Source organism: Streptomyces sp. NPDC050988 (assembly GCF_044456225.1).
GTDB lineage: Bacteria > Actinomycetota > Actinomycetes > Streptomycetales > Streptomycetaceae > Streptomyces.
This window is the reverse complement of sequence record NZ_JBITFQ010000006.1, coordinates 93,426-120,080: the sequence shown is the minus strand read 5'-3', so window position 1 is coordinate 120,080 and position 26,655 is coordinate 93,426. Positions and strand designations below refer to the sequence as shown.

Sequence of the window (26,655 nt, the reverse complement as noted above, 5' to 3'; positions counted from 1 at the left end):
CGGATGACGCGATCAAGGTGACCATCTACGAGTTCTCCGACATCGCCGTCAGCCCTGACTGTCCGGACTCCGACGGCACCGTGATGTGGCAGTCGACCTATCCATGTCCGGCGTTCGCTCACGCTGCCCGTAGGCAGTACGCGCGGCTGTCTCAGTTTCCGTCTCGTTCAGCCCCGTTCACGGCCGTTCAGACGGGACCAGAACCAGGGTGGTCCTCACAGAACAACCGCCCATGAACCCAAGCGAACGCCCCCGCGCACCCCAACTCCACACCACCACAGTTGGAAAGCGGGCACCTTCGAGTCCGACCAGAGCACGAGCGGCTGGCGTGGCTCCTACTTGCTGTCAGCGCTTGGCTCTCGTGCCGAGGCCACGTAGAGAACGACGTCGGTTGCGCCTTGGGGGAACCAATCGACCTCAGATACCTTCCATCGGTTGTGGCCACCTGCGCCACCTTGAGTCCAAACGCCGTCTCCAACTCGGGGGGCGGCCTTCATCTCGAAGGTGTCATCGAGCCCACCCGGGTAAATCAGACGCACACTTAGCATGCGCAACCCCCTGACGTCTCTACGCGGTCGGTGTGGCGCTCGATACTCGCGATGAGCTTCCTCAGGCCACCTTGCGCCCGCGTGCGCGGATTTGATAGGGGCGCCTTGACGCACCAGGGGGCTTGCGTCGCCGGATTGGCTCCGAGCGCAGCAACTCGCACCACGAGCGCACCAGATCGGGCGGGGAGCCGCGGGGAGTCACGGTGAAGGAGATCGAGTCCAACGAGGGCGTGGGCCGGACATTTGCTCAGCTCACCGCGCCAACAGGCCTCAAAGTGCCCCAGCTTCCCAAGGTGAGAGTTCACGGTCAGCCATCACGGCTCGCTCTGGTCAACGGCGTGGGCAGGCATCCGCCCTCGCCCGAACGAGCCTCGGTTGCTTCGGGACGAACTGGCCCTGGGCCCAAATTCCGCCAACCCTGCCAGTGAAGTACCGGGTCAGGGACCTGATCCGCTCGATCTGGCGAGCGCCTGCGTGGCTCCCGGGGCTAGTTTGGGGCCTGAGTTGGGAAACCGGCCTGCTCACCACAGGCTGTCACTACTCGCCGACGGGCTCCCGTCGTGTCATCCGCCCCATTCAAACTCTGCCAGCTCGTCCTCGTCCAGGTAGTCCCATCGACGCCGGTAGAAGGCCCTGGCGACACGCGACTCCAACCACTCGTCGTAGTCCTCGTCCTGGCGTAGCTGCCCGGTCCTTCGCTTGATTCTTTCGTCCCGATCGCGACGTTCAAGGAACGCCATCACGGCAGGATCGCCCTCTGGGCACACACACCCACCAGACCAAACCAGCTCGGGGGATCTTCTGACCACAAGGCGGTGCAACGCGAGACGCCAGCCCGAGGAGGCAGCTTCGGTGACATCGAGGGCGATCAGGAGAGCCCTTAGCTGTTCCGAGGTGGGCAAGACCCGGCCACCCAAGATCAACTGGCACGTCGATCGTGGCACTCGGTGGCCGTGAGCAGCGGTCGCTCGTTCGATCTCACGCAGAGAAGGCTGGCCTGCCCGCGCGCGAAGCCGCGCTAGGCCCTCACCAAGAGCTTCCGTCGTACGGATCTGACGGAGGCGGCGTCCATGGCCAGTCCGAAGTGGACGCGCCTGCTCGATGGCCGCAGCCTTCCAGAGCTGTCGGGCGCGTCGGACACGACGCTGACGTGCGTTTTGGTCGGCGGGGTCACCGGCTGTACGAGCGTAGGCTTCCACAGCCTGAAGCCGGGGAAGCCGAGCACCGGAAACTGCTTGACTAAGCGTCGACGCCCCGCAGTAGTACGGCTTGAGCCCTGTACGCCTCGCCATCTCACGGTAAGTGACGCAGCTGGTCGCCTTGAGCTCACGCAGGTATTCCACTAGCTCCCGGAGCCGGGGCCCCGCACTGGCGTCGATGTTCAGGACGGGCCGGCCCACGGTTACAGGCCCTGGTCTGCCCCGCTATCACCAGAGCGAAGACCGACCAGCAACTCGGCCATGGCCGCGGCCAGTACTGCGAGGGCGCCGGGGTCCACACCTTCAAGCCCAGCGTGAGCAGCCAGCACTAGCACGAGTACTACGACCACAACCACCACTGGCGTTGTAACCCACCGCCCATCGGTGTAGCCGGTGAAACAGAAGGTGAATGTCGCGAATGCTCCAGTATGCGAAGTAGAACTGGACATGATGCGGCTCCATATGTGAGGTCAAGGACCAACGGTTCAACTGTGCTATGGGCACAGGGACTTGGGGCCATATATCGGCCTCCGTTGATGCCTCGATCGTCTCAACCTCACGGGCTCCGAAGCTACTTACTGGGTCGGACCGCGCTGCGGACGCCTGCACCCGACTAACCAGGCTGATCCGCTCCCTTCCTGGTCAGCCTCCTTCTCAAGAATTTTTGATCCGATCCTGTCCAGCACCTTCAGGATGAGGGTGTGAAGCCGGCAGACCGGTCGAGGCGGAAGGCGGAGCCGGGAGCCGTCGAAGCCCAACCTCGCGCAAGGCGAGCCGAGCGGACGCAGCAACAGCGGACGGTAGTACGGGCTCTGCCTCGCGGCCGATCCAGTTGCTCGGATGGGGCAGGTCGGTGGTGACCACGAGCGTCATGCCCGGGGCGTCCGTATGGTCAACCGCGAACATGCACGGCGACTAGGACAGGCCCTGGAAGTACGTCGCTCCCACGCAGCCGCCAGCGGTAGACCGTGCCGTCCACAACGATCCGTCGCCACCCCCGACGGACCCAGAGCCATGAAACCCCCTCCAGCAGCGATGATGCCATCGAGCCCGGCCCAGTCCCCGTCTCATTCAGCACCGTCCACGACCGTTCAGGCGGGACCGGAGACCGGGGCGGAGCACACGGTCGGCCGCCCATGAACGCAGGTGAACGGCCTTGGCCGAGTCGGCCATGACCACCAACACAGTTGGAAAGCGTGTTGGTAGGCAGGTCAGGTTTCCTCGTCGCTCGGGTACGTCCATGGCCTGATCTCCCACGGTGTCTGACTATTCGACCGTTCTGCGATGTGTCCCAGCGGCATGCTGGCCAGGTCTGCGATTGACGAGTCTTGGGCAAGGACGTGGTCAATGTGCGTCACGATCGAGGCGCCGTCGGCATTCGGATCGTGGATGCTGTCGCATAGGAGCCAGTCATCCTCATCGTCATGGATCACCATCAGAGCTGGGAAATCACCCTCGGCAACTGTGCGTTGGACGATCGCCAGCAACTCCGAGGGGAAGGCACCGGTGGGGAACGGCCAGGTCATATCCGGTTGCATTGATCCCATAGCCGCATCCTCGTCTACGGCCGGAGTTCCGTCGTACGTTGGGGCCGCGGCTCCGTGCGCCGAGGGGATGGTTGAGCGCAGCCTCCACGGGAGCCCGCACCACAACCGCACCAGATCGAGCGGGGACCAGCGGGGAACCACGGTGAAAGCGGTGGAGCACGAGTAGACCGCGACCCTGTACTTCGCCCAGGTCAGCACGTCGACGGGCCGCAGGGGCCCGCAGCTTCCCAAGCTGAAAGCGCGACCGTGTTTGTCTCGCCGCGGCCTCCTCGCACGTAGGCAACTCGCCGAGCACGGCGGCCGGCACCAGGTCGCGAGGGACGTAGATACGGGCCAGGCTGTGCGGCGACTCCCGCTCACGGCTGAGGCAGAGAAACTCGGTCAGTGGACTGCTGGTCGGCGCTTTCAGCAGAGTCGTCAGACGCCCGCGCGTTCGGATCTTGGTGGTGCGGACGGTGACGCGGAGATGTGCCTCAGACGCGGCCCGGGTGTCCAGCGTGCCCCGTCCGCCGGCGTACGTGATTTTGCGGCGAGGTGGGCGAACGAAGTTCCCCTTGCCGTGGATCTTTTCGACGAGGCCTTCCCTTTGAAGCACTGCGAGAGCACTCCGCAGCGTCGGCGTGCGCACCATGTAGTGGGCGGCTAGTGCTCTGACCGGGAGGGTTCGCCGGGTTGCGAGGAGGGCGGATGACGTGCGGCGACTTCCGACGACGGAGTTCCGCCCCATAGGATCTTGAGCCCAGGCATGGATGTCGGAGGGCGACGATGGAACAGCCGCGGATACGCCTCGGCAGCGATGATGTGTGGCTGGAACTGGCTCGGACCGGTGGGGACAGTTGGCAGGTCACCGCAGACTGGAGCTCCTGCCTGACGGCTGACTTCACCGCAGATCTCAGCGCTGCGGAGGCTATGGACTTCGCAGCGCGGATGCTCTCTCACCTGCATACTCCGTCGGGTGTCCGCTTTTCGGCGGCGGTGACTCCGGGCCGTAACAATCCGCTGACGTTGAACGCGGAGCCAGGCGGGGACGGTTTCGCCTTCTTCGTGCGCCTGACCCCCAACGGCGACGACACCGTCTGTCACTTGCAGATGGAGATCGATCCGATCGCCACGTCGGAACTTCGTGAAGCATTCCATGCACTGCACGCGGCGCTGGTGGTGTGACGGCCCGGAGTGTTTTGGTCGGGCCGCGGTCGTGAGTGGGCGTCCGCCCCAGCGGATGCCTTTCCCGCTTCGGGTGCGGGCGCGTTTTTTGCGTTCGGCGGCCAGGACGTCGCGGTGGCGGGCGTTGGCGTTGCGCCAGCGCAGGTACGCGTGGAGGGCGCGGGTCTGGACGGTGTGGTTGGGGTGGTGGGAGTTGGCGATGGTGAACTGTCTCAGCGGTCCGAAGTGCGCCTCGATCGGGTTCGCCCACGAGGCGTGGGTCGGGGTGAAGCACGACGCGACCTTGTGCTTCTTCGCCCAGCGGCGGATGTCGGTGCCCTTGTGGGTGGTCAGGTTGTCCGTGATCACGTAGATCGGGGCGCCGTCGGGCCGGTCGGCGCGGATCGGCTTCAGCGCGGCCGGCGTGTTCCCGGCGCCCTTCTTGCGGCGGTTGACGCCCCGCAGGCGGTCGTCACCGACGGAGTGGCAGCCGTGGAAGTATCGGACTCCGTGGGCGCGGTGCTAGGTGGCGGGCAGCCGGTCGGGACGTCGTTGTTCGGCCCGGCCCGAGCCCGCGGTGGGGCGGATGCCGAGCGGTCCGAACTCGTCGAAGGCGAAGACGCGGTCCGGGAAGCGGTCCAGGACGTGCTCGATGCGGTCGAGTTTGGCGTCGCGGTCCGGGCCGGGTGATTCCTTCCACGTCTTGGTGCGCTGGAAGGTGACACCGCGGCGGGCGAGCAGGCCGCGTAACGCCTCGCGGCAGTTGCGGATGATCCGGCCGTGGACTTTTCGCAGGTAGGCGACGAGTTTGCGCAGTGACCAGCGGGTGAAGGGCTGGCCGAGCCTGGTGGGGCGGGTGGTGGCCGTCTGGATGACGAAGTCCTCGTCGCCAGGGCTGAGTTGGCGGGGAATGCCTCCCGCCCACCGAGAGGCGAGGCAGGCCAGGCCGACCTCGTTGACGCGGTGGATCACATCCCGGACGGTGTCTTCGTCGGCCTGCACCAGCTGGGCGATCACCGGCACCGGGTTCCCGCCGGCCGAGGCCAGCAGCATCGTCGCCCGCCGATGTCGCACCGAACTCGTGCTGCCCCGGCGCACGATCTGCTGCAGCCGGTGCCCCTCCTGGTCGGTCAGTCCGCGCACACGGACAGGCTCAGCCACCGCGCCTCCAACGGTCGGAACAGACATCACCGCACATCCAACCGCCACGACCGCCAACCCGGCGAGCGAACCTGCGCGTTCGCAGCACTGGCGGTGGCAATTCAGGCCTCGCGGCGTTCCCGCTGTGCGTCCGTTCCAACAGGCTCGTGTGGCGCGGGCGTTGACCCCGTCCTCGTGCGCCAGCACAATGAGCGCGCGCTCTTGAGAGCGCTCTCAAGGTGGGGGCTTGCCGTGCGTTCGCCCGTGGTTTTGCCCGCGCATTCGGTCCGTATGTCCCAGGGAGAGTCATGGTCGGCAGGCAAGGTCCGGTGGTTGGTCGTCGTTCGGTGCTTGGTGTTGGACTCGGTGTCGGTGCTGCGGTGTTCGGTGCGGGTGGGGCCGGGGCGGCGCATGCCGCTGGGGGTGGCGTGGGGTCCGCTCGGCGGCGTGGGCTTGGGTTTTTGGGTGCTGCCATGGATGGCTATCCGGAGCATGGGAGTGTTCGGCTGGCGCAGAGTTACAGCGATCAGGCGGGGCTCTTCAGTACGGCGTTCACGTATGACAACGCTTTGGCGGTTCTGGCGCAGTTGGCAGGCCGTACCGCCGGTGGGCTGGGCAGAGCCGTGGTGCTCGGGGACGCGTTGCTTTACGCCCAGGAACATGACCCGGTGTACGACGACGGCAGGTTGCGGCAGGCCTACAACGTCGGGCCGTACACCTTCTTCGACGGGTCGCTGCAGCCGGACGGGTTCGTGCGGGCCGACGGCACTGCCAATGTGGGTACGCAGTTCGGGTTCACGGGGACGGCCGTGGGTGACATGGCCTGGGCCGGGATCGCGTTGAGCGCCCTCGCTCGGCGGACCGGGGCCCGTCGTTTTCTTGAGGGGGCTGTGCGGATCGGTGCGTGGATCGAGCGGGTCGGGCGTACCGACGAACCCCTCGGGGGTTACAAGTTCGGGGTCAACGGGGCGAACGAGAAGCTGCCCTTCACCTCCACCGAGCACAACACCGATCTGGTCTGCCTGTTCGGTCGGCTCGCTCTGCTCACCGGTGACCGGGTGTGGCGGGGGCGGCGTGCGCGGGCCGAGGCCTTCGTCGAGAAGATGTGGGAGCCGGCCGGGGGCTTCTTCTACACCGGCACCAATGACGGTGTGACGGTCAACAAGTCCCCGATCCCCGAGGACACCCAGACCTGGACCCATCTCGCCCTCGGCTCCCGCTCGTACTCCCGGTCCTTGGATTGGGCTGCGGTCCAGCTGGCCGTGGTCGATCACGCCGAGCGGCGGAACAGTACGGTGCCCGCGGGGCGGACGTACGAAGGGGTCACCTTCAGCTCCGCCAGTCTGGTGGCGAACGAGGATGCCCCGATCGCCGAGTTCCAGCCCAAGCCCGACCGCAACGGGGTGTGGTTCGAGGGGACCGCTCATCTCGCGCTGGCTCTGCGGGAACGGGGCAGGGACCGGGGCAGGGCCGGTGATGAGACGCGTGCCCGTCGGCTGGTCGCCAGTATTGAGCGGGCCCAGGATCTGCTCGGGGCTGGGCAGACCGTGGGCGGTCGTGCGCTTCCCGAACGTTCCGGTGTCGTCTCGGCGAGCAGCCCGCTCGACACCGGGTTCGGCTTCGGCTACTACCCGTATCGGCACGTGGGGGCCACCGCTTGGTACCTGTTGGCGGCCACGCGCACGAATCCGTTGCGGGCCTGAGCGGTAGGGCCCAGACGGTAGGGCTTGGATGGTAGGACCTGGACGGTAGGGCCGGTCGCGCGTCTCAGGGGGCGGAGCGGCCCTCCGTCTCTGCCTCCCGTACGTGTGTCTCCGTCTCCCGTGCGTGCTTGAGCGACATCCGGGCGTCCACCTTCTCCGCGGCCGCGACCTCCGCCCAGAAACGGTGGCAGGTCACGAAGACCGTGAGTTCGCGCTCGCGCTCGCGGAGTTTCTCCACCTCGGCCTGTTCGTCGGCCGTCCAGCCGGGGGAGGCGGGGCGCTCCACCTTGCGCCAGCCGTGGTCGTCGCTGAAGCCGTCCAGGGGCTCGACCGACCAGGGGAGCCGCTTCAGGAGGGCCAGAAGCTCGGCCCGGACCTGATGCAGCTCCTCCTGACCGGCCAGGAGGTCACTCGGGAAGTCGTAGGTCGTAGCCACGCCACAATGCTACGCCTGTTCGAATTTGGGATGCGAGTTCCTTGGGGGACTTCACACGAATGTGTCGCGGCGGCGGCCCACGCCACGGCCGCGGTGCCCTGTCGGGCCCCTGGCGTTGTCCGACCCCCGTCCTAGGGTGGCCACCATGGACAGCGCAGAGACATCGCAGGTGAGGCTGCACGCGTGGGCGGAAGGCGACTTCTGGCTTCTCCAGAGGGCCAACAGCCCTGAGATGACAGAGCACTTGGGCGGTCCGGAGACCGAGGAGAAGCTCGTCGACCGGCACCGGCGTTACGTCGGTCTGGGGCCGGGGTGCATGTACCGGGTCACGTCGGCCGGCACCGGCGACACCGTGGGCTCGATCGGCTTCTGGGAGCGGGAGTGGCGGGGCGGGACGGTGTGGGAGACCGGGTGGGGGGTCCTGCCCGAGTTCCAGGGGCGCGGTTTTGCTGCGGCGGCGGCCCGCGCGGTCGTTGAGGAGGCGAGGGCGGCCGGAGAGCACCGGTACCTGCACGCGTTTCCGAGCGTGGATCACCACGCGTCGAACGCGGTCTGCCGCAACGCCGGATTCGAACTGCTCGGTACGGCCGAGTTCGAGTACCCGAAAGGCCACTGGATCACGTCGAACGACTGGCGGGTGGACCTCGGCGAAGGCTGAGGGGCCCCGAGAGGTCCGACGGGCAGGCCTGATGGCGGGGAGGCCCGGCGCGGGGTTCGGTGCGGGGTCCGGCGCCCATGGCCGTTTTCGCCGCGATTCGGCGGGAAGCGTCGGCGATCGGTGGAGGCGCCGCCGTTCCCGGGCGCGATGTCAGTGCCGCGCGCGAGACTGGACGTATGTGCCGCAGCATCAAGACTCTCCGACCGCCCGTCCTGCCCGAAGAGGCCACGGACGAGGACATCCGCGCCGCCGCGCTCCAGTACGTCCGCAAGGTCTCCGGCTTCCGCGCCCCGGCCGCGCACAACCGCGAGGTCTTCGACCGCGCGGTCGACGCGATCGCCGAGGCCACGGCCGAGCTGCTGGACGGCCTGGAGATACGAGGGCAGACGGCCGCCACCAGCCGCCAGGCCGACAGCCGCCGTGCCGACAGCCGCCAGGTCGGCTGACCCGCCGACCGACCGACCCGCTGACCAGCGCCCGCCGAACCCGCTCCGAGGCGCGCGCAGCTACTGGCGTACCTGGCCGCTGGTGCGCTCAGCCGCTGGTGCGGGCGGCCAGCGGTGCGGCCAGCCGGTGCGGCCAGTCACTGGCGCGCCCGCCTGAGGACGCGTACGCCCAGGCCACCCAGGCTCACGCCGTGCAGGCTCACGCCACGCCCGCCTCAGGCGCCCGGGCCCGCCTCGGGCATCTGCACGTCAACCTGCACCGGTACCGACACGGGTACCGACACCGGTACCGACACGGGCACGGATACGGATACCGGAACGGCAACAGCTACCGCTGACGGTCGTCGCATCAGGAACGCCGCCCCCGCGCCCGCCCCGAACAGCGCCACCAGCGAAACGCCGGTGGCGAGCCAGGTCGCGCCCAGCCACTGGCCGCCGAAGTAGCCGAGGCCGACGCTGTACGCGGCCCAGGCGAGCCCCGCGAGGATCGACCACGGCAGGAATTCGCGGACGCGGCGGTGCGCGGCGCCCGCGCCGAGCGAGACGACCGAGCGGCCGGCGGGCGCGAAGCGGGCCAGGACGACCAGGGCGCCACCGCCACGCGCGAGCGCCGCGCCGAGACGTTCCTGCGCGCCCCTCAGACGGCGGGAGCGGGCGATCGCGCGGTCCAGGCGCTCCCCGCCGCGCCAGGCCAGCCGGTACGCGACCAGGTCACCGAGGACCGAGGCGGTCGCGGCGCAGAGGGTCAGCGCGAGGAGGTCCGGCACATGCGCGGTCGGGATGTCCGGCACGTGCACGGCCGCCGCGCCGGTACCGGCCGCGGCCGCCGTCGCCGCCGTGATGACGAGGACGCCGCTCGGCAGTACCGGCAGAAAGACGTCGAACAGGACCGACACAGCCACCACGGCATAGATCCATTGGCTGTAGATCCAAGGGCTGCCGGACAGCGACCCCACACTCTCAAGCACCCGAACTCCCCTGTGTCTCCCCCGTAGGCCCGAACCGTGCCGTGATTGCCGCGATGTCGCGGGGGAGCGGCAGGAGCGGCCTGTGACAGCCATACAGCGTACGCCTCGGGTCCGACTGGAGGTCCACAGGGGGCACGTGTGTTCGCCACAACATGTTCACCCGGCTGCCGCTTCCCGGCGGGCGGACCGGCGCCGTGTCCCGTACCAACGGAAAGGGGCGACCAACGGTGTGAGGAGCGGAACCGGCGATGGTGTCAGGAATAGCGGCAGTACGAGCACGTCGGACAGGTCGGACCGGCCACCCGCAGCTTCACCCGGGTGGGACAGGCCGGACAGAGCGAACAGAGCGAACAGGGCGAATGCGTCGGGCAGGAAGAACGGGAGCGGTCGGTCTTCTCGTCGTGGCCATGGCGTCGGCCGCGCTCGCGACCGGCGCGGGCGGTGCCCACGGTGCGAACGCCGACGGCGGCACGGTCCAGCCGGGCGGCGGTACTGGCGGCGGTACGGGCGGCACCGGCGGCAAGCACGGCTACTCGATGCGGACGGACGCCCGTTTCGCCCCGCCCGGCGCCTTCGTCCCGTCGGCGGCCGTCACGTACGACATGAGGCTCGTGCCCGCCGGCTCGTGGATCGAGGTGAGTCAGCGCAGTGCGGAGCGCGGCGCCACGACGGTGAAGTTGCGGGTGACCGGGCTGAAGGCGGGGCACGAGTACGGCGTGCATGTGCACCGGAAGCCGTGCGGCGCCGATCCGGCCGCCGCGGGTGGGCACTACCAGCACCGGCCGTCCACGGACCCCGCCAGTGTGAACCCCGACAACGAGGTCTGGCTCGACTTCACGGCCGACTCGCGTGGGGCGGGTGCGGCGAGTGCGCGGCACGACTGGAACTTCCGGTTCGGGGAGGCCGCGTCCGTTGTGCTGCACGGTGAACAGGGCGGCGCGGGCGTGCGGTTGGCCTGCTTCACGGTGCCGTTCGGCTGGGCGTGAGCGCTCCGCCGGGGGTCAGTGAGTCGCCTGCGCGTGCGTTGTGGCTGGTCGCGCGGTTCCCCGCGCCCCTTTGGGGCGCGGCCGGGAACGCCCGCCCCCCAAGAGGCAGGGGCGGGCATTGCCGTCAGGCCGTGACGGGCTCCGAGGAGCGCTTCCCGTCCGAGGACGCGGATGAGGACGAGCGGCCCTTGAACAGTCGGTCCAGGCCGAACGCGCCCGAGCCGGTGAAGACCAGCAGGAGCATCGACCAGGAGTACATGGCCGCGCCCTCGCCGTTGTTCCTGATCGGCCAGAGGTGCTCGGGCTGGTGGACCTTGAAGTACGCGTAGGCCATCGCGCCCGACGCGATGAACGCCGCGATACGGGTGCCGAGGCCGAGCAGGACCAGGGTGCCGCCGACGAGCTCGATGACGGCCGCGTACCAGTTGGGCCAGGCGCCGGTCTCGACGGTGGAGCCCTTGCCGTCCAGGCCGCCGAGTACGCCGAGGAGCGAGACAGCGCCGTGGCAGGCGAAGAGCAGGCCGATGACTATGCGGAACAGGCCGATGGCGTACGGCTGGGCGCTGTTGAGGCGTCCGGTCATGTGGGGGAACTCCTTCGGTCTGAATCCGGTCCCGGAACGGGGCCGGAGTGGGGGACGGAACCGAGTGAGTGCTCCACGTTAGGTCGGCCTAATCAATGCTTGCAAGTTCAACTTTTGGCCATGCTTGTGGGTGTGCTGTGGGTTCCGGATCCGCCTCGCGGCCTTGTCCCGCCTGGCCCGCGGCCGTCCGCAGAACCGCCCGCGCCACCGCGTCGGCGTCCGACAGCGTGACCGAGTCCACACCGGGCCGGGCCCCGGCGGCGGTCACCCAGTGCACACCCTCCGTAGGCACTCCGATCGCGAACCGCCTTGCGTGCGCGCGTCCCTGACGGTCGATCAGACGGTAGGGGCGCTGTGTTACGTCCAGCCCTCCGGTTTCGTAACCGTCCACCGTGTGCGGGCGGCACTGGCCCGTCTTCAGGAGCCGGGCGAGGAGTTCGTCGGCCGTCCGCCGGAGGTCCGGCTCGGGCAGCCGTGCCTCGACGAGCGTCGTCGCCGTCACGGTCGAGCCGGGCACGTCGGGGGAGTGTGCCACCCAGGCCCCGTCCTCGGCCCGCACCTCCAGCCGCGGGCCGAGCACCTCCAGGACGCCCGCCTCGATCAGCGCGGTCATCTCCTCTATGCGGCGCCGGGGCGGGCCGATCGACAGGAACGCGTTGAGCGGTGTGTACCAGCGGTCCAGGTGCTCCCGGCGCGAGGTTCCGCCGAGCCCGCCGTGGTCGACGATCTGCCGCAACTCGTTGCGCAGGTCGCGCAGTACGTCGAGAGCCGCCTTGAGAGGACCGTCGACGTTGCCGAGCGCGGCCTGCGCGGCGTCCTCGCGGAGGTGGTCCAGCAGCCACTCCCGGAAGTCGCCGGGACCGGCGAAGACCCGACCGCCGTACGGCCGTGAAATCCGGTCCCAGGACCAGCGGTCGGCCTCCGCGATCCCGAACTCGCCCAGGACCAGGGCCTCTTGGGGGTCACGGTGGGGGACCGCGAGGAAGCGCTCACGGAAGCCACGTATGAGAGGGGCGTCGGGCTCCAACAACCCCTCGTAGTAGACGGTTTCGACCTCCTTCGCCACCAACGGCCATATCTCCGTGAGGAAGTCCGGCGCCTCGCCCGAGTCCGCGCGTTTACGGAAGCGGGAGATGACGTCCGGGGTGAGGACGAGGGGTACGTGACGCCCGTACGGGCCCTTCGCGTTGTCGCCGCGGGCCTGGTACGGGATGCCGCGGCGGGAGCCGGCCCGCAGGTGCGGCTCACGGCCCGAGGGGAGGTAGCGCAGGCCGGCCGGCGTGCTCCGGAAACGGCCGCCGCGGGCCGTCGTCAACAGCGCCATGTGGTCGAAGAAGTTGAGGCCCAGACCGCGCAGGAGGACGGTCTCGCCGGGGGCGACGGCGGACAGGTCGAGGTCCGCCGGGTTGGCGGGCGGGACATGACGCAGGCCGTGGTGGTCGGCGTACGCGGCCAGGCGCTGCTGTGCCCGGTCGGCCACGGCCGGCAGATGGCCCTGGGCCAGGACCACGGCGGACAGGTCGGGGATGGAGCGGCCGTTGTCGAGTACGAGGATCTGGTGGCCGTCGGCCGTCTCGTCGAGGCGGGTCGCGCGCGCCCGGTGCGTCAGGACCCGGAGTGCGGGCGGTGCCCCGCGGACCACCTCGCCGAACACCCACTCCAGGTACTGCCCGTACTGGGCGCGGGTCGGATAGTCGTCCGGGCCCAGCTCGCCGTCGGCCCAGGTGTGCAGGCTCGGGCCGGGGCGTATCGGGCCCGAGCAGTCCACGCTCTCGTCGGTGAAGAGAGTGACCTGCGAGGCCACGGTGTTCATCAGCAGCTCGGCCGGCTGGGCGGTGCGCCAGACCCGGCCGGGGCCCGGCGGCGACGGGTCGACGACATGGACCGTCAGACGCGTGCCGGGCGCGAGAAGCTCGGGCGCGGAGGCGCAGAGGCGTTCCAGGACGCTGGTGCCGCGGGGGCCCGCGCCGACGAGCGCGACGGACACGGCGGACGCGGCCCGCCCTCTCCCGGATTTCGCGGTCTCCGCCGGTTCCGGGCTCTCCGCCGATTCTGTGGCCTCCGCCGGGTCCGTGGTCCGTGCCGGGTCCGTCGGCTCCGCGGTCGCTGCAGACAAAGGTGTGACTCCCGGACAGGGTGGGGCGCTGGGGCGCTGGGCAGAGCACACCGTCCGCCGGAAGCGGACGGTCCGCATCATCATGCCGTCGCGTGCCACGGGAGCCGAGCCCTGGAACGGATCAACCGGGCCGGTTGTGGGATGCGTCACGAGCACCACGGGCACCAAGCGTGTGCATCACGGGCAACGCGACAGCACTTGGGCAACGTGGGCAACGTGCGCAAGAAACGTATGCAATCGGGGAATTGCGGGACGTGGCCGATGGTCGATGGACGGTCGTCGTGAGCCTCCCCGCCACGGTCGCGTGAAGAGCGCTTGCGCGTGGGGGAGTTGTGACTCTCCGTGTCCGTGTGTCAGCTGAGTTCGGATTCGACGATGGTCCGCAGCCGGGCCGCGCCGCCCCGTTCCGGCCGCGCCTGGTCGAGCCGCAGGCGTGCCGAACGGCCGCGCAGGGTCAGTGTCATGAGCTGGTTGCCGAACCAGGGGCCGCCGGTTTTCCGCCAGTCGACGGGTGGACGCTCGAGTCTGCCGTGCCGGGCGAACCGCCTGCCGATCGCGCGACCGACCCCGCTCCAGCCGAAACGGAAGCCGATTCTTATCGAGAGCGGGATGGAGTTGTGCACGGGGGAGCAGGTCAGCTGAAGCACCCGGGCGTCGGGTCCGGGCAGGCCCTCCCGCCAGACCGGCTCGGCGATGTACGCGTGGTGCACGTCCCCGGAGAGCACGCACACCGTCGCCGGTGCCTGCGGTCCCGAGCCGGCCTCGGCGATCAGGTCCGCCAGCGAGTCGAACGACGACGGGAACGCCGCCCAGTGCTCCAGGTCGGCCGCCCGCCGCAGGTTCTCCCCGAACCGGGCCCAGCGCTCACCCCGTTCGCCCCGGCACAGCGCGGCGTTCCAGCCCTCCGCGTCGTGCACGAGGTTGGGGAGCAGCCAGGGCAGGGAGGTGCCGATGAGGAGATGGTCGTACGAACCCGGCTCCTCCAGCACCTGCTCGCGCAGCCACGCTTCCTGGGCCGGGTCGAGCATCGAGCGGTTCTTCTCGTCCAGGACGCGGGCCGCGCGGGAGTCGACCATCAGGAGCCGGGTGCGGCCGAAGTCGCGGCGGTAGCTCCAGCGGACCGAGGCCGGGTCGGTGTCGGCCCGCGCGGCGAAGGTGCGCAGGGCGTCCGTGCCGTCGGGGGTGGCGCGGACCTCCGCGTACAGGGGGTCCTCGGCGAGGCGTTCGGGCGGGAGGTTGCCGAGGTGCTGGTGGACCCAGTACGACATCAGGCCGCTCAGGATCCGCTCGCGCCACCAGGGTGTGGCCCGCATGTCGGCGACCCAGGCCTCGCTGGTGTTCCAGTCGTCGATGACGTCGTGGTCGTCGAAGATCATGCAGCTGGGCACGGTGGAGAGCAGCCAGCGGATCTCGGGGTCGAGCCACGATTCGTAGTAGAGGTGCGTGTACTCCTCGTAGTCCGCGACCTCGGCGCCCGGCGGTTCGTTCAGCCCGCGGCGGGCGTCCAGCCAGCGGCGGGTGGCGTTCGAGACCTCGTCCGCGTACACCTGGTCGCCCAACAGCAGCAGGACGTCCGGGCGTTCGCTCTCCGGGTCCGCGGCGATGCGGGCCGCGAGGGTGTCCAGGGCGTCCGGGCCTCCCGGGTCCTCCTCGCCGGCGGCCGGGGCGGCCCAGCGGCAGGAGCCGAAGGAGACCCGTACGGTGTCGTGGTCGTCCACCGGGGTGTGGATGGCCGAGGGCGGGAAGCGGGAGTCGGGGAGCGGCCAGACCTGTACCCCGTCGAGCAGTACCTCGTACGAGGATGTCGTGCCCGGGGTCAGTCCGGTGACCGGGATCAGGGCGTAGTGGTGGCCCGCGATCTGGAAGGTGCGGGACTCACCGCCCGCGCCGTCCGGGCAGCGCACCTCGGCGGTGCACGGGCGGCTCGCCTCGACCCAGATGGTCGCGGACGAGCCGTCGACGTACCTCAGCAGTGGACCCAGGCGCAGTCCCGCCACGCGATCACTCTCCTCCGTCGCCCCGTACGGTACGGAACGACGGAGGTGAGCGGGGAGGTTCCGTGCATGGTGCAGTTGATCAGGTGCCGATCGGCCGGCAGTCTGCTGGGTTCTGCTGCCGGTCGTCCGTGGATCGGCTGTGGATCGGTTGGTGATCAGCAGCCGCTGAGGACCGAGCTGAGCTTGCTCTTCTCCGCCGAGTCGACGGACAGGTCGTAGTAGTACTTCACCTGGACCCAGGCGCGTACGTAGGTGCAGGCGTAGGCGGTGCGGGACGGCATCCACTCGGCCGGGTCCTGGTCGCTCTTCGACTGGTTCACGTTGTCCGTGACGGCGATGAGCTGCGGGCGGGTGAGGTCGTTGGCGAAGGCCTGGCGGGTGGACGCGGACCAGCTGTCGGCGCCGGAGTCCCAGGCCTCGGCCAGCGGGACGAGGTGGTCGATGTCGAGGTCGGAGGCGGCGGTCCAGGTCGCGCCGTCGTAGACGGAGTACCAGCTGCCGCTGGTGGCCGCGCAGGCGGAGCTGGTGACGACGTTCGTGCCGTCGCGCTTCAGGACCGTCTCACGGGTGTTGCACGTGCCACTGATGGTGATCCAGTGGTTGAAGAGATCGCGGTCGTAGCCGGTGCGGTCCTCGGTCGCCACGGTGAGCGAGGCGAGGTAGGTGCGGGCGGTGGCGGCGCTGACCGGGGTGGGCAGTGCGGCGGAGGCGGTCGGGCCGTTGAAAAGCCCGACCATGGCTATCAATCCGGCGAAGGCGGCCACTAGACTCAGCCGTCGACGCGCGTAGATCTTCGGCATGCGAACTCCCTTGGGGTGGGGGGAAGTTGACCTGCGAGTGACTGAATGCTCGCGGGGGCCGGTTTCCGGGAGATGTGCGTCAGGTGAGAAGTTAATGACGTGGGCATGACACAACAAGGGGCCGGGCGGGACTTTCGGGTTTCGGTCGGCCCTCTTGTCGTGGGTTCGTGTGGAATGGGGTCTCTGGGGTGGTAGCGGGATCGGGTCCTTGTTTTGTACCGTGGAGAAACAAAGTGGCTCCCGTCCGCACTCCCTGACCGGCGGGCGGGGCCGCCTTGTCCCCCCCCGGGGGCCACGGAATGGCCCGCTCGGGACCCTCTTCCACGCTTTGGAGCATGCCGATGACGGCGTCAACCGTGCTGACCGCCCGTGCCCTGCTGCTGGACATGGACGGCACCCTCGTGAACTCGGACGCCGTCGTCGAGCGTGTGTGGCGCCGCTGGGCCGACCGGCACGGGCTCGACGGGGACGAGGTCATGAAGGTCGTCCACGGGCGGCAGGGGTACGCGTCGATGGCCGTGCTGCTGCCCGGCCGGCCGATGGAGCAGAACTACGCCGACAACGCCCGGATGCTCGCCGAGGAGACGGCGGACATGGACGGGGTTGTCGCGGTTCCGGGGGCCGCGGAGTTTCTTGCCTCGTTGCGGGGGGTGGTGGCGCATGCGCTCGTCACGTCCGCGGATGTGGCGTTGTCCACCGCGCGGATGGGGGCGGCGGGGCTTTCGCTGCCGGAGGTTCGGGTCACGGCCGAGTCCGTGGGGGCGAGCAAGCCGGATCCTGAGGGGTTCTTGAAGGGGGCGGCGGAGTTGGGGGTCGCGCCTGAGGAGTGTGTGGTGTTCGAGGACTCGGGGGCGGGGATCGCGGCGGGGCGCTCCGCGGGGATGCGGGTGGTCGGGGTTGGGCCGCGGGCCGGGTTTCATGGGGCGGATGTTGTGGTGCGGGATCTTCGACAGGTGGCTGTCGAGGGGGTGGGGGGTGGGGTGGTTCGGCTGCGGGTGGGGTGACCCTGGGGTCGGAGTTGTGGGCCGTGGGTTGTCGGGTGTGGGTTGTGTTGGGCTGGGGTTGTTGCGCAGTTCCCCGCGCCCCTGGGGAGGGGTGGGCTGGGGTTTGGTGTTGGGTGCGGGCCGGTGGGGGGTGCTCGCGCAGTTCCCCGCGCCCCTTGAGGGGGCTGAGGGGTGACGTTTGTGCGGCTGGGTGGGGGCTTGTCGCGCAGTTCCCCGCGCCCCTAAAAGCCCGGGGTTCGGCTGTTTGAAGGGGCTGTCCGGTCGCTGATGGAAGCCCGGGGGGCGGCCGTTTGAAAGGACGGCGTCCGGTGCCTTCGCTGCCCGGAGCCCGGAGCCCGGAGCCCGGAGCCCGGAGCCCGGAGCCCGGAGCCCGCCGCCTGGAGCCAGCCGGCCGAGGCCCGCCCCCGCCGCCCGGAACGTAGAGCCCGGCCCGTTCGAGTGGCAAGCAAGGCCTGGTGCCTTCAAGGTTCAAGGCTCAGCCCGGTCAAGGCTCAAGGCCCGGGGGCTGGGCCCCGGCCTACGGTTCCGTTGTTTCTGATTCCAGGCGGGTGCGGGTTTCTTTGTCGTAGGTGCCTGTGTCTTCGTTGTCGATGCCTCGGGTTAGTTGGTAGTTGCGGACGGCGTTTTCGGTTTTGTTGTCGTAGTCGCCGTCGGGGTTGCCCGTGAAGAGGGCCACCTGTTGGAGGCGTTGCTGGAGTTCGGTCACCTCGGGGCCCTCGTCGCCGCGGCGGAGGGTTACCGGTTCGACCTTCTCCGGTGGGGTGGAGGGCTGGGTGGTCGTGGGGGTGGGGGCGGCCGTCGAGGAGGGGGCGCGGGTCGTGGCGGTTGGGCGGGGCGGGGCGGCTGACGCCGTCGACCTCGTCGGTGACGGTGTGGCGCTCGCGCTGCTCGACTCCGTCGGTGAGGACGACGGCGACGGGCTGGGCGACTCGGAGACCGACGGTGACGGCTCGTCCAGGGTCGCGTCCGGCACGCTCGCGCGTATGTCGTCCGGGGCCGCGCTCTCCCTCGACGGCGTGTCGTACGAGAACAGTCCGCTCGCGAACCCGGCCGCCGCGACCACCGCCGCGGTGGCGCCGGCGCCGACGAGGGCGAAGCGGCGGCGTCGGCCGGTGCTCTCCGATGCGGGTTCCGCGGCGGGGGCCAGCTGGTGGGCCTCCTCGAAGAGGCTCGTGCCAGGGGCGGTGGAGCGGGGGAGTGCCGTCGCGCGGGGCAGCTGGGCGGTGGCGGCGGCGTCGGCAGGCTCCCTCTCGTGTGCCTCGTGTGCCTCGTGTGCCTCGTGCGGTGCGTGCGTCTCGTGCGGCGCGCTCGTGGGCGGCGGCTCGGACGGCGCGCCGTGGGCGTACCCGTACTCGTGCTCGTACCCCTGCGTGTGCCCCTTGTCGGTGCCGTCAGTCGCAGGAACGGCGTCGGTCGGCGGCGTCGACCCCGGTGTCGCCGGGTCCAGGTCCACGTACGGGCGGATGCGCAGCGGGTCGAAGTCCTCTGCCGCCGCGGTCTCCGCGGAGCGGGTCTCCAGAAGGGCGTCCGCCGCCCGGCGGGCGCAGTCGCACGTGGGGGAGCCCTCCGACCCCCAGGGCGCCCCGCATTCCGGGCATATGTGACCGTTCCGGTCGTTCACGTGTGGGTTCCTCCCCGTACGAACTCCAGCGATTATGCAGACCCCCTCCACACAATCTCCCGGTTACCCCCGGAATCCCGGACTCCGTAGCGGATTCAACAGGCCATAACCGGTCACACCGACCAGGATGGAAGAGGAAACGGGACTCTCGTGGCCGGGAGGTCTTCATGGCCGAGGACGCGCACGGTGCGAACGACACGAACAGCGTGAATGGCATGAACGGCATGAACGGCATGAACGGCATGAACGGCATGAACGGCATGAACGCACCGAAGGCGGCCCGCCCCACCCGGGACCATTCGCGCGGTGCCACCGCCGGTCAGGAGCATCCGAAGGGCGGCGTCCTCGTCTCGATCGGGGCCCTGCTGCTCGGGCTGCTCCTCGCGGCCCTCGACCAGACGATCGTCTCGACCGCACTGCCGACCATCGTCAGCGACCTGGGTGGCCTCGATCACCTGTCGTGGGTCGTCACCGCGTATCTGCTCGCCTCCACGGCCGCCACCCCGCTCTGGGGCAAGCTCGGTGACCAGTACGGACGCAAGAAACTGTTCCAGACCGCCATCGTGATCTTCCTGATCGGCTCCGCGCTCTGCGGGATGGCGCAGAACATGCCCCAGCTGATCGCCTTCCGCGCCCTCCAGGGCCTCGGCGGCGGCGGGCTCATCGTGCTGTCGATGGCCATCGTCGGTGACATCGTCTCGCCCCGCGAACGGGGCAAGTACCAGGGCCTGTTCGGGGCGGTCTTCGGCGCGAGCAGCGTGCTCGGCCCGCTGCTGGGCGGGCTGTTCACCCAGTACCTGAGCTGGCGCTGGGTCTTCTACATCAACCTCCCCGTCGGCATCGTCGCGCTCGCCGTCATCGCGACCGTCCTGCGCATCCCGGTCCGCGCCCAGAAGCACACGATCGACTACCTCGGTACGTTCCTGATCGCGGCCGTCGCCACCTGCCTGGTCCTCGTCGCCTCGCTCGGCGGCAGCACCTGGGGCTGGGGCTCGCCGCAGATCATCGGCCTCGCGGTGCTGGGTGCCGTCCTCGCCGTGGCGTTCGTGGCCGTCGAGCGACGGGCCGCCGAACCCGTACTGCCCCTGAAGCTCTTCCGGATCCGCACCTTCACCCTCGCCGCCGTGATCAGCTTCATCGTCGGCTTCGCGATGTTCGGCGCGATGACGTACCTCCCGACGTTCCTCCAGGTCGTCCAGGGCGTCTCGCCCACCATGTCGGGCGTGCACATGCTGCCGATGGTGGCCGGACTGCTCGTCTCCTCGACCGTCTCCGGGCAGATCGTCAGCCGCACGGGCCGCTGGAAGGTGTTCCCCATCGCCGGTACGGGTGTCACCGCGCTCGGTCTGCTGCTCCTGCACCAGCTCGACGAGAACAGCTCCGCGGCCGAGATGAGCTCGTACCTCCTCGTGTTCGGCCTGGGACTCGGCCTGGTCATGCAGGTCCTCGTGCTGATCGTGCAGAACTCCGTCTCGTACGGGGATCTCGGCGTCGCCACCTCCGGCGCCACCTTCTTCCGGTCCATCGGCGCCTCGTTCGGCGTCGCGATCTTCGGCACGGTCTTCGCGAGCCGGCTGGGCAGCGAACTGACCTCCGCGCTCCGCGGGCAGGACCTCCCGCCGAGCCTCGGCGTGGACGCGCTGAAGTCCGACCCGAAGATCATCGCCGACCTCCCGGTCACACTCCGGCCACCCGTCGTGGAGGCGTACTCCACGTCCATCACGGACGTCTTCCTGTACGCGGCCCCGGTCGCCCTCGCCGGCTTCGCGCTCGCCTGGTTCCTGCGCGAGGACAGGCTGCGGGCCTCGGTGACGGCGCCCGACGCCACCCAGACGCTGGCCAGCAACCCCGTGGAGCGCTCCTCGTACGACGAGGTGTGCCGCGCGCTGTCCGTGCTCGGCACCCGCGAGGGGCGGCGCGAGATCTACCAGAAGATCACCGCCCGCGCCGGGTACGACCTGCTGCCCGCCACGAGCTGGCTCCTGTTGCGGATCAGGCGCTACGGCTGGGCCGAGCCCGCCGTCCTCGCCGAGCGCAGCGCGGTGCCCCTGCACGTCGTCATCGCGGCCGCCCGCCAGGTCGAGGAGCGGCAGCTCGCCGTACGGGAGGGCATCGACCTCGTCCTGACCGACCGGGGCCGCGAGGCCGCCGAGAAGCTGTCCAAGGCCCGCGAGGAGTCCCTCGCCGAACTCCTGGGCGACTGGTGGGGCCCGGACAGGCCCACCGACCTGGTCCGGCTCGTGGAGGAGCTGAACGCCGAGATGTGCGGCTCCAACGAGGAACGCCCCCACAACGGAACCGTCCCGAAGCCGGCCGGCCGGGCGTGGCTCACGAAGTGAACCGAGCCCCTCAGACGGTGAGTTGCTTGGCGAACCAGTGCTCGGCGTACGCGTGGTCGTTGTACGCCTCGGTCTCCGCGTAGCCGTGCCGGGCGTACAGCGCCCGCGCCTCCACCAGGTCGCCCCGGGTGTCGAGGACCAGCCGCCCGGCCCCGAGCGCACGGGCCGCCGCCTCGGCCGCCCCGAGAAGAACGGCACCGCCGCCCCTGCCCCGCAGCTCGTCGCGTACGAAGACACGCTTGAGTTCGCCCGTCGTCGCGTCCCGGAGCCGTACGCCCGCCATGCCCGCCGCCTCGCCCTCGTGCCGCGCGATCAGCAACACCCCACCCGGCGGGGCGAATTCGGCCCCGCTCTCGGCGGCGATCTCGCGCTCCAGCTCGGCGGGGTCGGTGTCGTGCCCGCGGTGCAGCCGGTACCAGCGGTCGCTGACCTCCGTGTAGTACGCCCGCCAGAGGGCGACCGCGGCCGGTGAGTCGAAGGGCTCGGGGGCGACGGTCCAGGGCCCCGGCGCACCGGGCGTACGTGTCTTCATGGCGGGCATTGTCACGAGGACCCGTACGCCGTCCGCAAGCGAATTACCGTCGGCTCAGCCGGTCGCCCGCTTCAGCCGGTGGCCCGCTTCAGGGCCCGCAGGTGGATGTGGGTGACCTCGGGGGAGTCGACGACCGAGGCCTTCTCCCACTCGATCTGGTCCGTGCCCAGGTCGTCGAAGAGCCGGGTGCCGGCGCAGCCGAGGACCGGGACGACGTGGAGGAGGAGTTCGTCGAGGAGGCCGGCGCGGATGAACTGCTGGACCAGGTTCGCGCCGCCCGCCAGGGAGACGTCCTTCTCGCCCGCCGCCTCACGGGCCAGGGCGAGCGCGTGCTCGGGGCCCTCGGTGACGAAGGTGTAGCTCGTGCCGCCCTCCTTCACCACGGTCTCGCGGGGGTGGTGGGTGACGACGTACACCGGCATGTGGAAGGGCGGCTCGTCGCCCCAGGGCACCTCGCCGCTGACGAACATGCCGTGGCCCATGACCACCGCGCCCGACCGGGCGACCCACTCGGCCACGACGTCGTTGTCCCGGCCCTCCGTCCCGCCCTTCTGCCCCTGCATCTCGCGGAACGCGCGCAGTCCGTACACCCAGCGGTGCAGACGTTCGCCGCCGATGCCGAGCGGGTGCTCGGCCCCCGCGTCGGGGCCGGTGATGTATCCGTCGAGCGACATTCCGATCCGTGCGACGACCTTGCTCATGATGTTCTCCTCGGTATCAGGAGGCGCCCCTGTGCCGCCCCTCACTCGTGCTCTCACCCATGCGTCGAACGAGGGCCGCCGTATTCGACACGCTGCCGCACGGAAGTCACGAGCGCAGTTTGGGGAGCGTCGTCCGGGCAACCCGGCTGGGGAAGCGGCCCACTGGGCCCAGAACCCGGAAGGCATTCCATGTCCACAGGCGTGATCATCCTTCTGATCGTGGTCGCGGTGGCTCTCGTGGCCGCCGTGGTCGCCCGGTCCGTGGCGGCCCGCGGGGCGGGCGGCGGGCGAGGTCTGAAGCGGCGCTTCGGGCCCGAGTACGACCGGGCCGTCGCCCGGCACGACGGCGACTCCAAGGCCGCCGAGCACGAGCTCGAAGAGCGGGTGAAGCGGCACGGATCGCTGCGCGAGCAGCCGCTGGAGCCCGCGGCGCGGGAGCGGTACATGGTCCGCTGGACCGCGGTCCAGGAGCAGTTCGTCGATTCGCCGCGCGACGCCGTCGTCGAGGCGGACCGGCTGATCGCCGAGGTGGCCGGCGCCCGCGGGTTCCCGGACGGCGGCCGTTACGACGAGCAGCTCGACGCGCTCTCCGTGCACCACGCGCACCACGTCCACGGCTACCGGCGCGTCCACCGGGCCGCGCACGCACCCACGGCCGGCTCCGGCGCGGGCCCCGCGGCCGGTACGGAGGAACTGCGCGAGGCCCTGGTCGAGGCCCGCGCGCTCTTCCAGGACCTGACGGCCCCGGCCCGCGGGGAGGGGAAGGCGCTGTCCCCGGGCAAGACCGAGCCCCGGGGGAAAACCGAGCCCCGGGGGAAGACCGAGGAAGCCCCTGCGGCCACCCGAACGGACACCGACACGGACAGCTCCCGCGGCCGCCTGCACGCGCCGTGGGCACTCAACAGGCGCCATGTGAAGGGGAGTTGAGAGCCATGCCGGACGACAACACCACGGCCGCACCCCCGCCCCCGCCGGAACGGCGCAACGACAGTCCGACGTCCGCCGAGCGACCGACCTCCGCGGACAGTCCGGCGTCCGCGGACAGTCCGACGTCCGCGGACCGACCGGCGTCCGCAGACCGGCCGACGTCCGCAGACCGGCGGATGTCTCCCGACAGGCCGACGTCTGCCGACCGGACCGAGGCACCTGACGGGACCGGAGCACCCGACAGGGCCGAGCATGCCGGCCGGACCGGGATACTCGGCCGGATCGCGGCTGCGGGCCGGACCGAGCCTGCGGGCCGGGCCGAGGGTGCCGGGAGGGCCGAGGGTGCCGGGCGGGCCGAGACACCGGACCGGACCGAGGCTGCCGGCCGGACCGGGATATTTGGCCGGATCGCGGCTGCGGGCCGGACCGAGCCTGCGGGCCGGGCCGAGTCTGCGGGCCGGGCCGAGTCTGCCGGCCGGGCCGAGGGCGCCGGGCGGGCCGAGCCTGCCGGGCGGGCCGAGGGTGCCGGGAGGGCCGAGGGTGCCGGGAGGGCCGAGACACCCGACCGGGCCGAGACACCCGACCGTGCCGAGACACCCGACCGTGCCGAGACACCCGACCGAACCGAGGCTGCCGGCCGGACCGGGATATTTGGCCGGACCGAGGCATCCGACCGGACCGAGGCTCCCGGTCGTACCGGGACACCCGACCGAACCGAGGCCGCGGACCGGAGGGAGGCCAGGGAGGCCGTCGACCAGGCCGAGGCCCCCGAACGGATCCCCGCTCCGGGCAGGGCCCCCGCCTCCGACACCGGCTCAGCCACACCCGCCCCATCAGGGGCGCGGGGAACTGCGCGCTCAGCCCAAGACGACCTGCACAAGACCACGGAGGGAAGTCCAAGGGCTCCTGAAGGCACCCCTGTCCCAGGCAACCCGGCCGCCACCCAGGCCAAGTCGCCCCCCGGAACCGCCGGAGGCGCCGGACGCGCCGGCGGACGCCTGATGTCCCCCGACGCGGGCGACAAGTGGAGCCGCCAGCTGCAACACGCGGTGGCCGGCTTCATAGACGGCCCGCGCGGCTCGGTGGAGGAGGCCGACAAGATCCTCCAAGAGGTCGCGGCACGGTTCACCGACGCCGTGACCGAGCGCCGCCGCACACTCCGTACGTCCTGGCAGACCACCGGCGAGGACAAGGCCGACACCGAACAACTCCGCCTGGCCCTACGGGACTACCGGGAACTGGCGGAACGGCTCCTGCGGCTCTGAACCCACAAGCCTCAGCGAACCACCGTCCCCCTCCCCCTCCCACGAACTCCCGTACGCCATAGGCGACTTGCGCAGCGAGGCCCTGCCCCGGGCCATGTGTCGGGGCAGGGCCTCACCCGTGCCCCAAGAGGGCGGCGCGGTCTCGACGAGGACGCGGACGGGCTCAGCCGGGCCGACCCGCGTGCCACTCGCGGACGATCTCCTCGACGTCGTACGGCTTGAGGCCCAGCGGCGGGCCGGGCGGCGGCTTGAACATCATCTCGCGGATCTTCTTGTTGATCTCCGTGATGATCCGCCGTACCGCCGACTCCGACGGGGCCTTCGCGGCCGCCTCAAGGGCGTCCTCGGCTTCCTTGCGGAGGGCCAGCGTCGGCGGCAGTACGGTCAGGCCCTCGCGGATCATCTTCTGCTTGATCCACCACAGTTCGTCGTACGACGTGTCGGGACCGCTCGTCAGCGGCTTGCCCATGCCGGGGAGATCGGCGAACTCCCCACGGGCCTCCGCATCGCGGATCTGCTTGTCGACCCAGGACTCGAAGCTGACACCAGGAGGCTTGCGCTCGGTCATGCGTCCATTGTGCCGGAAGGTGTGCGAACCGTGCCGAGCGATGTGCGACCGCCCCGAGCGGTGTGGGACTGCACCGGACGGTCCGGGGCCGGGCGAATTATCATTCGGCGGCGACACCTCGCCGGGGCGTCAACCGCGTCCTGGCGCGGGACAATTGGAACGCGGGAACGCGCGGGAACGAAGGAGCACACGTGCTCGAACTCACCATGGCCACGGTGTCCGGTACGGAAGCCGGCGCGACGGCCGGTATGCAGATGGCCGACGCGCCGAGCGAGCCGGGTGCCGTGCTGCGGGTGGGGCGGGACCGGGGCGTGTGCCGCCTCGCGACGCCCGACGACTGGCTGTTCGTCTCGCGGGTGCACCTGGAGTTCCTGTGCGGGCCCGAGGGGAGCTGGCAGGTGACCTGGCTCCGGGGCTCGCACGACGACCCCTCGTCCGAGGTGCGGTTCACCCTGGTCGGCGGGGCCGCCCCGCAGATCCTGCCGTACGGCGGGACGGCCAAGCTGCCCCTCGGCGGTTCCGGTGAACTGATCATCTACGACCGCACGGGGCCCCGCAGCGTCAACGTGGGCTTCTACCACGAGGCCTGACCCTCGAAGGGCGAGAGCTCGCAGCGGTCAGCGACTCGCAGCGGTCAGGGATGGGACAGGGGGCGGCCCCGGAGGGGCTACGGCAGTACGCGCGCCAGCGCGAAGCCGTCGTAGCCCTTCGAGCCCACTGTCTGGATCGCCGTGGCGGTCAGTTTCGGGTGGGTGGCGAACAGGTCGAGGGCCTCGCGGGTACCCCGTACGCTCGGGTCGTCGCTGGTGGGGTCGGTGACGGCGCCGCCGCGGACGACGTTGTCGAGGATGATCAGGCTGCCGGGCCGGGTGAGCTTGACGGCCCACTCCACATAGCGCGGGTTGTTGACCTTGTCCGCGTCGATGAAGACCAGGTCGAAGGGGGCCGTGTCCCCGTCGCCCTCGTCGGCCAGTTTCGCCAGGGAGTCGAGTGCCGGGCCCACCCGGACCTCGGTGATCTTGTCCAGGCCGGCCCGGGCGAGGTTGCGGCGGGCCACCTCGGCGTGTTGTTCGCTGTACTCCAGCGTGATCAGCCGGCCGTCCTGCGGAAGGGCGCGGGCCAGCCAGATGGTGCTGTAGCCGCCGAGCGTGCCGATCTCCAGGATGCGGGTCGCGCCCTGGATCACGGCGAGGAGATGCAGCAGCTTGCCCTGCGGCGGGGCGACGTTGATGTGGGGCAGTCCGGCGGCGTCGCTGTCCTTCAGAGCGTCGGTCAGGGCGTCGTCCGGCGGGGCGAGGAGGCCGGTGAAGTAGTCGTCCACGTCGTGCCAGTGCTGCGGCTCGGTCATACGGGTATACCTTTCGTCTGTCTAGTTAGGTGCGCTAACTAGTTCTGTCGCCGAATATAGCCGGTTACCGGCAGGTTGGG

General features: G+C 70.2%; 23 protein-coding genes and 2 pseudogenes. 10 read left to right on the top strand and 15 right to left on the bottom strand.

Annotated features, from left to right (window positions below):
* Positions 1-1,111: 1,111 nt before the first annotated feature.
* From ACIBEI_RS16320 to ACIBEI_RS16310, 3 genes and pseudogenes are all read right to left on the bottom strand, one after another.
* Positions 1,112-1,891 (bottom strand): helix-turn-helix domain-containing protein, encoded by a 780-nt coding sequence (locus ACIBEI_RS16320; protein ID WP_398889178.1) that lies wholly within the window; start codon positions 1,889-1,891, stop codon positions 1,112-1,114.
* 1,067 nt (positions 1,892-2,958) lie between these two features.
* Positions 2,959-3,294, bottom strand: coding sequence for a hypothetical protein (locus ACIBEI_RS16315; protein ID WP_398889625.1), 336 nt, complete (start codon positions 3,292-3,294; stop codon positions 2,959-2,961).
* Between the two features lie 253 nt (positions 3,295-3,547).
* Positions 3,548-4,021, bottom strand: a pseudogene (locus tag ACIBEI_RS16310) (GntR family transcriptional regulator); the annotation flags it as partial.
* Positions 4,022-4,059: 38 nt separating this feature from the next.
* On the opposite strand from ACIBEI_RS16310, the gene ACIBEI_RS16305 reads away from it, so the two are divergent.
* Positions 4,060-4,458, top strand: a complete 399-nt coding sequence (locus ACIBEI_RS16305; protein ID WP_398889623.1) for a hypothetical protein — start codon at positions 4,060-4,062, stop codon at positions 4,456-4,458.
* Positions 4,459-4,479: 21 nt separating this feature from the next.
* Here ACIBEI_RS16305 and ACIBEI_RS16300 read toward each other — a convergent pair.
* Positions 4,480-5,598: pseudogene (locus ACIBEI_RS16300) on the bottom strand (IS630 family transposase); the annotation flags it as partial.
* Positions 5,599-5,885: 287 nt separating this feature from the next.
* On the opposite strand from ACIBEI_RS16300, the gene ACIBEI_RS16295 reads away from it, so the two are divergent.
* Entirely contained in the window at positions 5,886-7,280 is a 1,395-nt protein-coding gene (locus tag ACIBEI_RS16295) for a Tat pathway signal sequence domain protein (RefSeq protein WP_398889176.1), read from the top strand.
* A 64-nt stretch (positions 7,281-7,344) separates the two neighbouring features.
* Here ACIBEI_RS16295 and ACIBEI_RS16290 read toward each other — a convergent pair whose 3' ends face one another.
* Entirely contained in the window at positions 7,345-7,716 is a 372-nt protein-coding gene (locus tag ACIBEI_RS16290) for a hypothetical protein (protein WP_398889174.1), read from the bottom strand.
* Between the two features lie 145 nt (positions 7,717-7,861).
* Between ACIBEI_RS16290 and ACIBEI_RS16285 the strand changes: the two genes are divergently transcribed.
* A complete protein-coding gene (locus tag ACIBEI_RS16285; protein WP_398889172.1) occupies positions 7,862-8,374 on the top strand; it encodes a GNAT family N-acetyltransferase in 513 nt (170 codons plus the stop codon).
* A gap of 176 nt (positions 8,375-8,550) precedes the next feature.
* Positions 8,551-8,820: a DUF2277 domain-containing protein gene (locus tag ACIBEI_RS16280; protein ID WP_398889170.1), complete on the top strand. Its 270-nt coding sequence runs from the start codon at positions 8,551-8,553 to the stop codon at positions 8,818-8,820.
* Between the two features lie 215 nt (positions 8,821-9,035).
* On the opposite strand, the gene ACIBEI_RS16275 is transcribed toward ACIBEI_RS16280, so the two are convergent.
* Positions 9,036-9,788 (bottom strand): DedA family protein, encoded by a 753-nt coding sequence (locus ACIBEI_RS16275; protein ID WP_398889168.1) that lies wholly within the window; start codon positions 9,786-9,788, stop codon positions 9,036-9,038.
* Positions 9,789-10,195: 407 nt separating this feature from the next.
* On the opposite strand from ACIBEI_RS16275, the gene ACIBEI_RS16270 reads away from it, so the two are divergent.
* Positions 10,196-10,774, top strand: coding sequence for a superoxide dismutase family protein (locus ACIBEI_RS16270; protein WP_398889166.1), 579 nt, complete (start codon positions 10,196-10,198; stop codon positions 10,772-10,774).
* Between the two features lie 124 nt (positions 10,775-10,898).
* On the opposite strand, the gene ACIBEI_RS16265 is transcribed toward ACIBEI_RS16270, so the two are convergent.
* The 4 genes from ACIBEI_RS16265 to ACIBEI_RS16250 all read right to left on the bottom strand — a co-directional run bounded on the left by ACIBEI_RS16265 (position 10,899) and on the right by ACIBEI_RS16250 (position 16,270).
* On the bottom strand, positions 10,899-11,357 hold the full coding sequence (locus ACIBEI_RS16265; RefSeq protein WP_398889164.1) for a DoxX family protein: 459 nt from the start codon (positions 11,355-11,357) through the stop codon (positions 10,899-10,901).
* 88 nt (positions 11,358-11,445) lie between these two features.
* Positions 11,446-13,344, bottom strand: coding sequence for an FAD/NAD(P)-binding protein (locus ACIBEI_RS16260; protein ID WP_398889595.1), 1,899 nt, complete (start codon positions 13,342-13,344; stop codon positions 11,446-11,448).
* Between the two features lie 482 nt (positions 13,345-13,826).
* Complete coding sequence (locus tag ACIBEI_RS16255; RefSeq protein WP_398889162.1) at positions 13,827-15,470, bottom strand: alkaline phosphatase D family protein; 1,644 nt, start codon at positions 15,468-15,470, stop codon at positions 13,827-13,829.
* Positions 15,471-15,625: 155 nt separating this feature from the next.
* Positions 15,626-16,270: an HNH endonuclease family protein gene (locus ACIBEI_RS16250; protein ID WP_189838102.1), complete on the bottom strand. Its 645-nt coding sequence runs from the start codon at positions 16,268-16,270 to the stop codon at positions 15,626-15,628.
* A 335-nt stretch (positions 16,271-16,605) separates the two neighbouring features.
* Between ACIBEI_RS16250 and ACIBEI_RS16245 the strand changes: the two genes are divergently transcribed.
* Positions 16,606-17,274 carry an HAD family hydrolase gene (locus ACIBEI_RS16245; protein WP_398889159.1) on the top strand — a complete coding sequence of 223 codons (669 nt, stop codon included), beginning with the start codon at positions 16,606-16,608 and terminating at the stop codon, positions 17,272-17,274.
* Between the two features lie 517 nt (positions 17,275-17,791).
* Here ACIBEI_RS16245 and ACIBEI_RS16240 read toward each other — a convergent pair.
* On the bottom strand, positions 17,792-18,895 hold the full coding sequence (locus ACIBEI_RS16240; protein ID WP_398889157.1) for a peptidoglycan-binding protein: 1,104 nt from the start codon (positions 18,893-18,895) through the stop codon (positions 17,792-17,794).
* 251 nt (positions 18,896-19,146) lie between these two features.
* Between ACIBEI_RS16240 and ACIBEI_RS16235 the strand changes: the two genes are divergently transcribed.
* A complete protein-coding gene (locus tag ACIBEI_RS16235; protein WP_398889593.1) occupies positions 19,147-21,234 on the top strand; it encodes a DHA2 family efflux MFS transporter permease subunit in 2,088 nt (695 codons plus the stop codon).
* 10 nt (positions 21,235-21,244) lie between these two features.
* Here the strand turns inward: ACIBEI_RS16235 and ACIBEI_RS16230 are convergent, their stop codons facing one another.
* Both ACIBEI_RS16230 and ACIBEI_RS16225 read right to left on the bottom strand, forming a co-directional pair.
* Positions 21,245-21,766 (bottom strand): GNAT family N-acetyltransferase, encoded by a 522-nt coding sequence (locus ACIBEI_RS16230; RefSeq protein ID WP_398889155.1) that lies wholly within the window; start codon positions 21,764-21,766, stop codon positions 21,245-21,247.
* Between the two features lie 71 nt (positions 21,767-21,837).
* A complete protein-coding gene (locus tag ACIBEI_RS16225; RefSeq protein ID WP_398889153.1) occupies positions 21,838-22,467 on the bottom strand; it encodes a dihydrofolate reductase family protein in 630 nt (209 codons plus the stop codon).
* Positions 22,468-22,656: 189 nt separating this feature from the next.
* On the opposite strand from ACIBEI_RS16225, the gene ACIBEI_RS16220 reads away from it, so the two are divergent.
* Both ACIBEI_RS16220 and ACIBEI_RS16215 read left to right on the top strand, forming a co-directional pair.
* Positions 22,657-23,394, top strand: coding sequence for a hypothetical protein (locus ACIBEI_RS16220; protein ID WP_398889151.1), 738 nt, complete (start codon positions 22,657-22,659; stop codon positions 23,392-23,394).
* Between the two features lie 5 nt (positions 23,395-23,399).
* On the top strand, positions 23,400-24,659 hold the full coding sequence (locus tag ACIBEI_RS16215) for a hypothetical protein (protein ID WP_398889150.1): 1,260 nt from the start codon (positions 23,400-23,402) through the stop codon (positions 24,657-24,659).
* 163 nt (positions 24,660-24,822) lie between these two features.
* Here ACIBEI_RS16215 and ACIBEI_RS16210 read toward each other — a convergent pair whose 3' ends face one another.
* Complete coding sequence (locus ACIBEI_RS16210) at positions 24,823-25,227, bottom strand: DUF1992 domain-containing protein (protein WP_398889148.1); 405 nt, start codon at positions 25,225-25,227, stop codon at positions 24,823-24,825.
* A gap of 191 nt (positions 25,228-25,418) precedes the next feature.
* Here ACIBEI_RS16210 and ACIBEI_RS16205 point away from each other — a divergent pair, with 191 nt between their 5' ends.
* A complete protein-coding gene (locus ACIBEI_RS16205) occupies positions 25,419-25,817 on the top strand; it encodes a hypothetical protein (RefSeq protein ID WP_189838110.1) in 399 nt (132 codons plus the stop codon).
* Positions 25,818-25,894: 77 nt separating this feature from the next.
* On the opposite strand, the gene ACIBEI_RS16200 is transcribed toward ACIBEI_RS16205, so the two are convergent.
* A complete protein-coding gene (locus ACIBEI_RS16200; protein WP_398889146.1) occupies positions 25,895-26,575 on the bottom strand; it encodes an O-methyltransferase in 681 nt (226 codons plus the stop codon).
* Between the last annotated feature and the right edge of the window lie 80 nt (positions 26,576-26,655).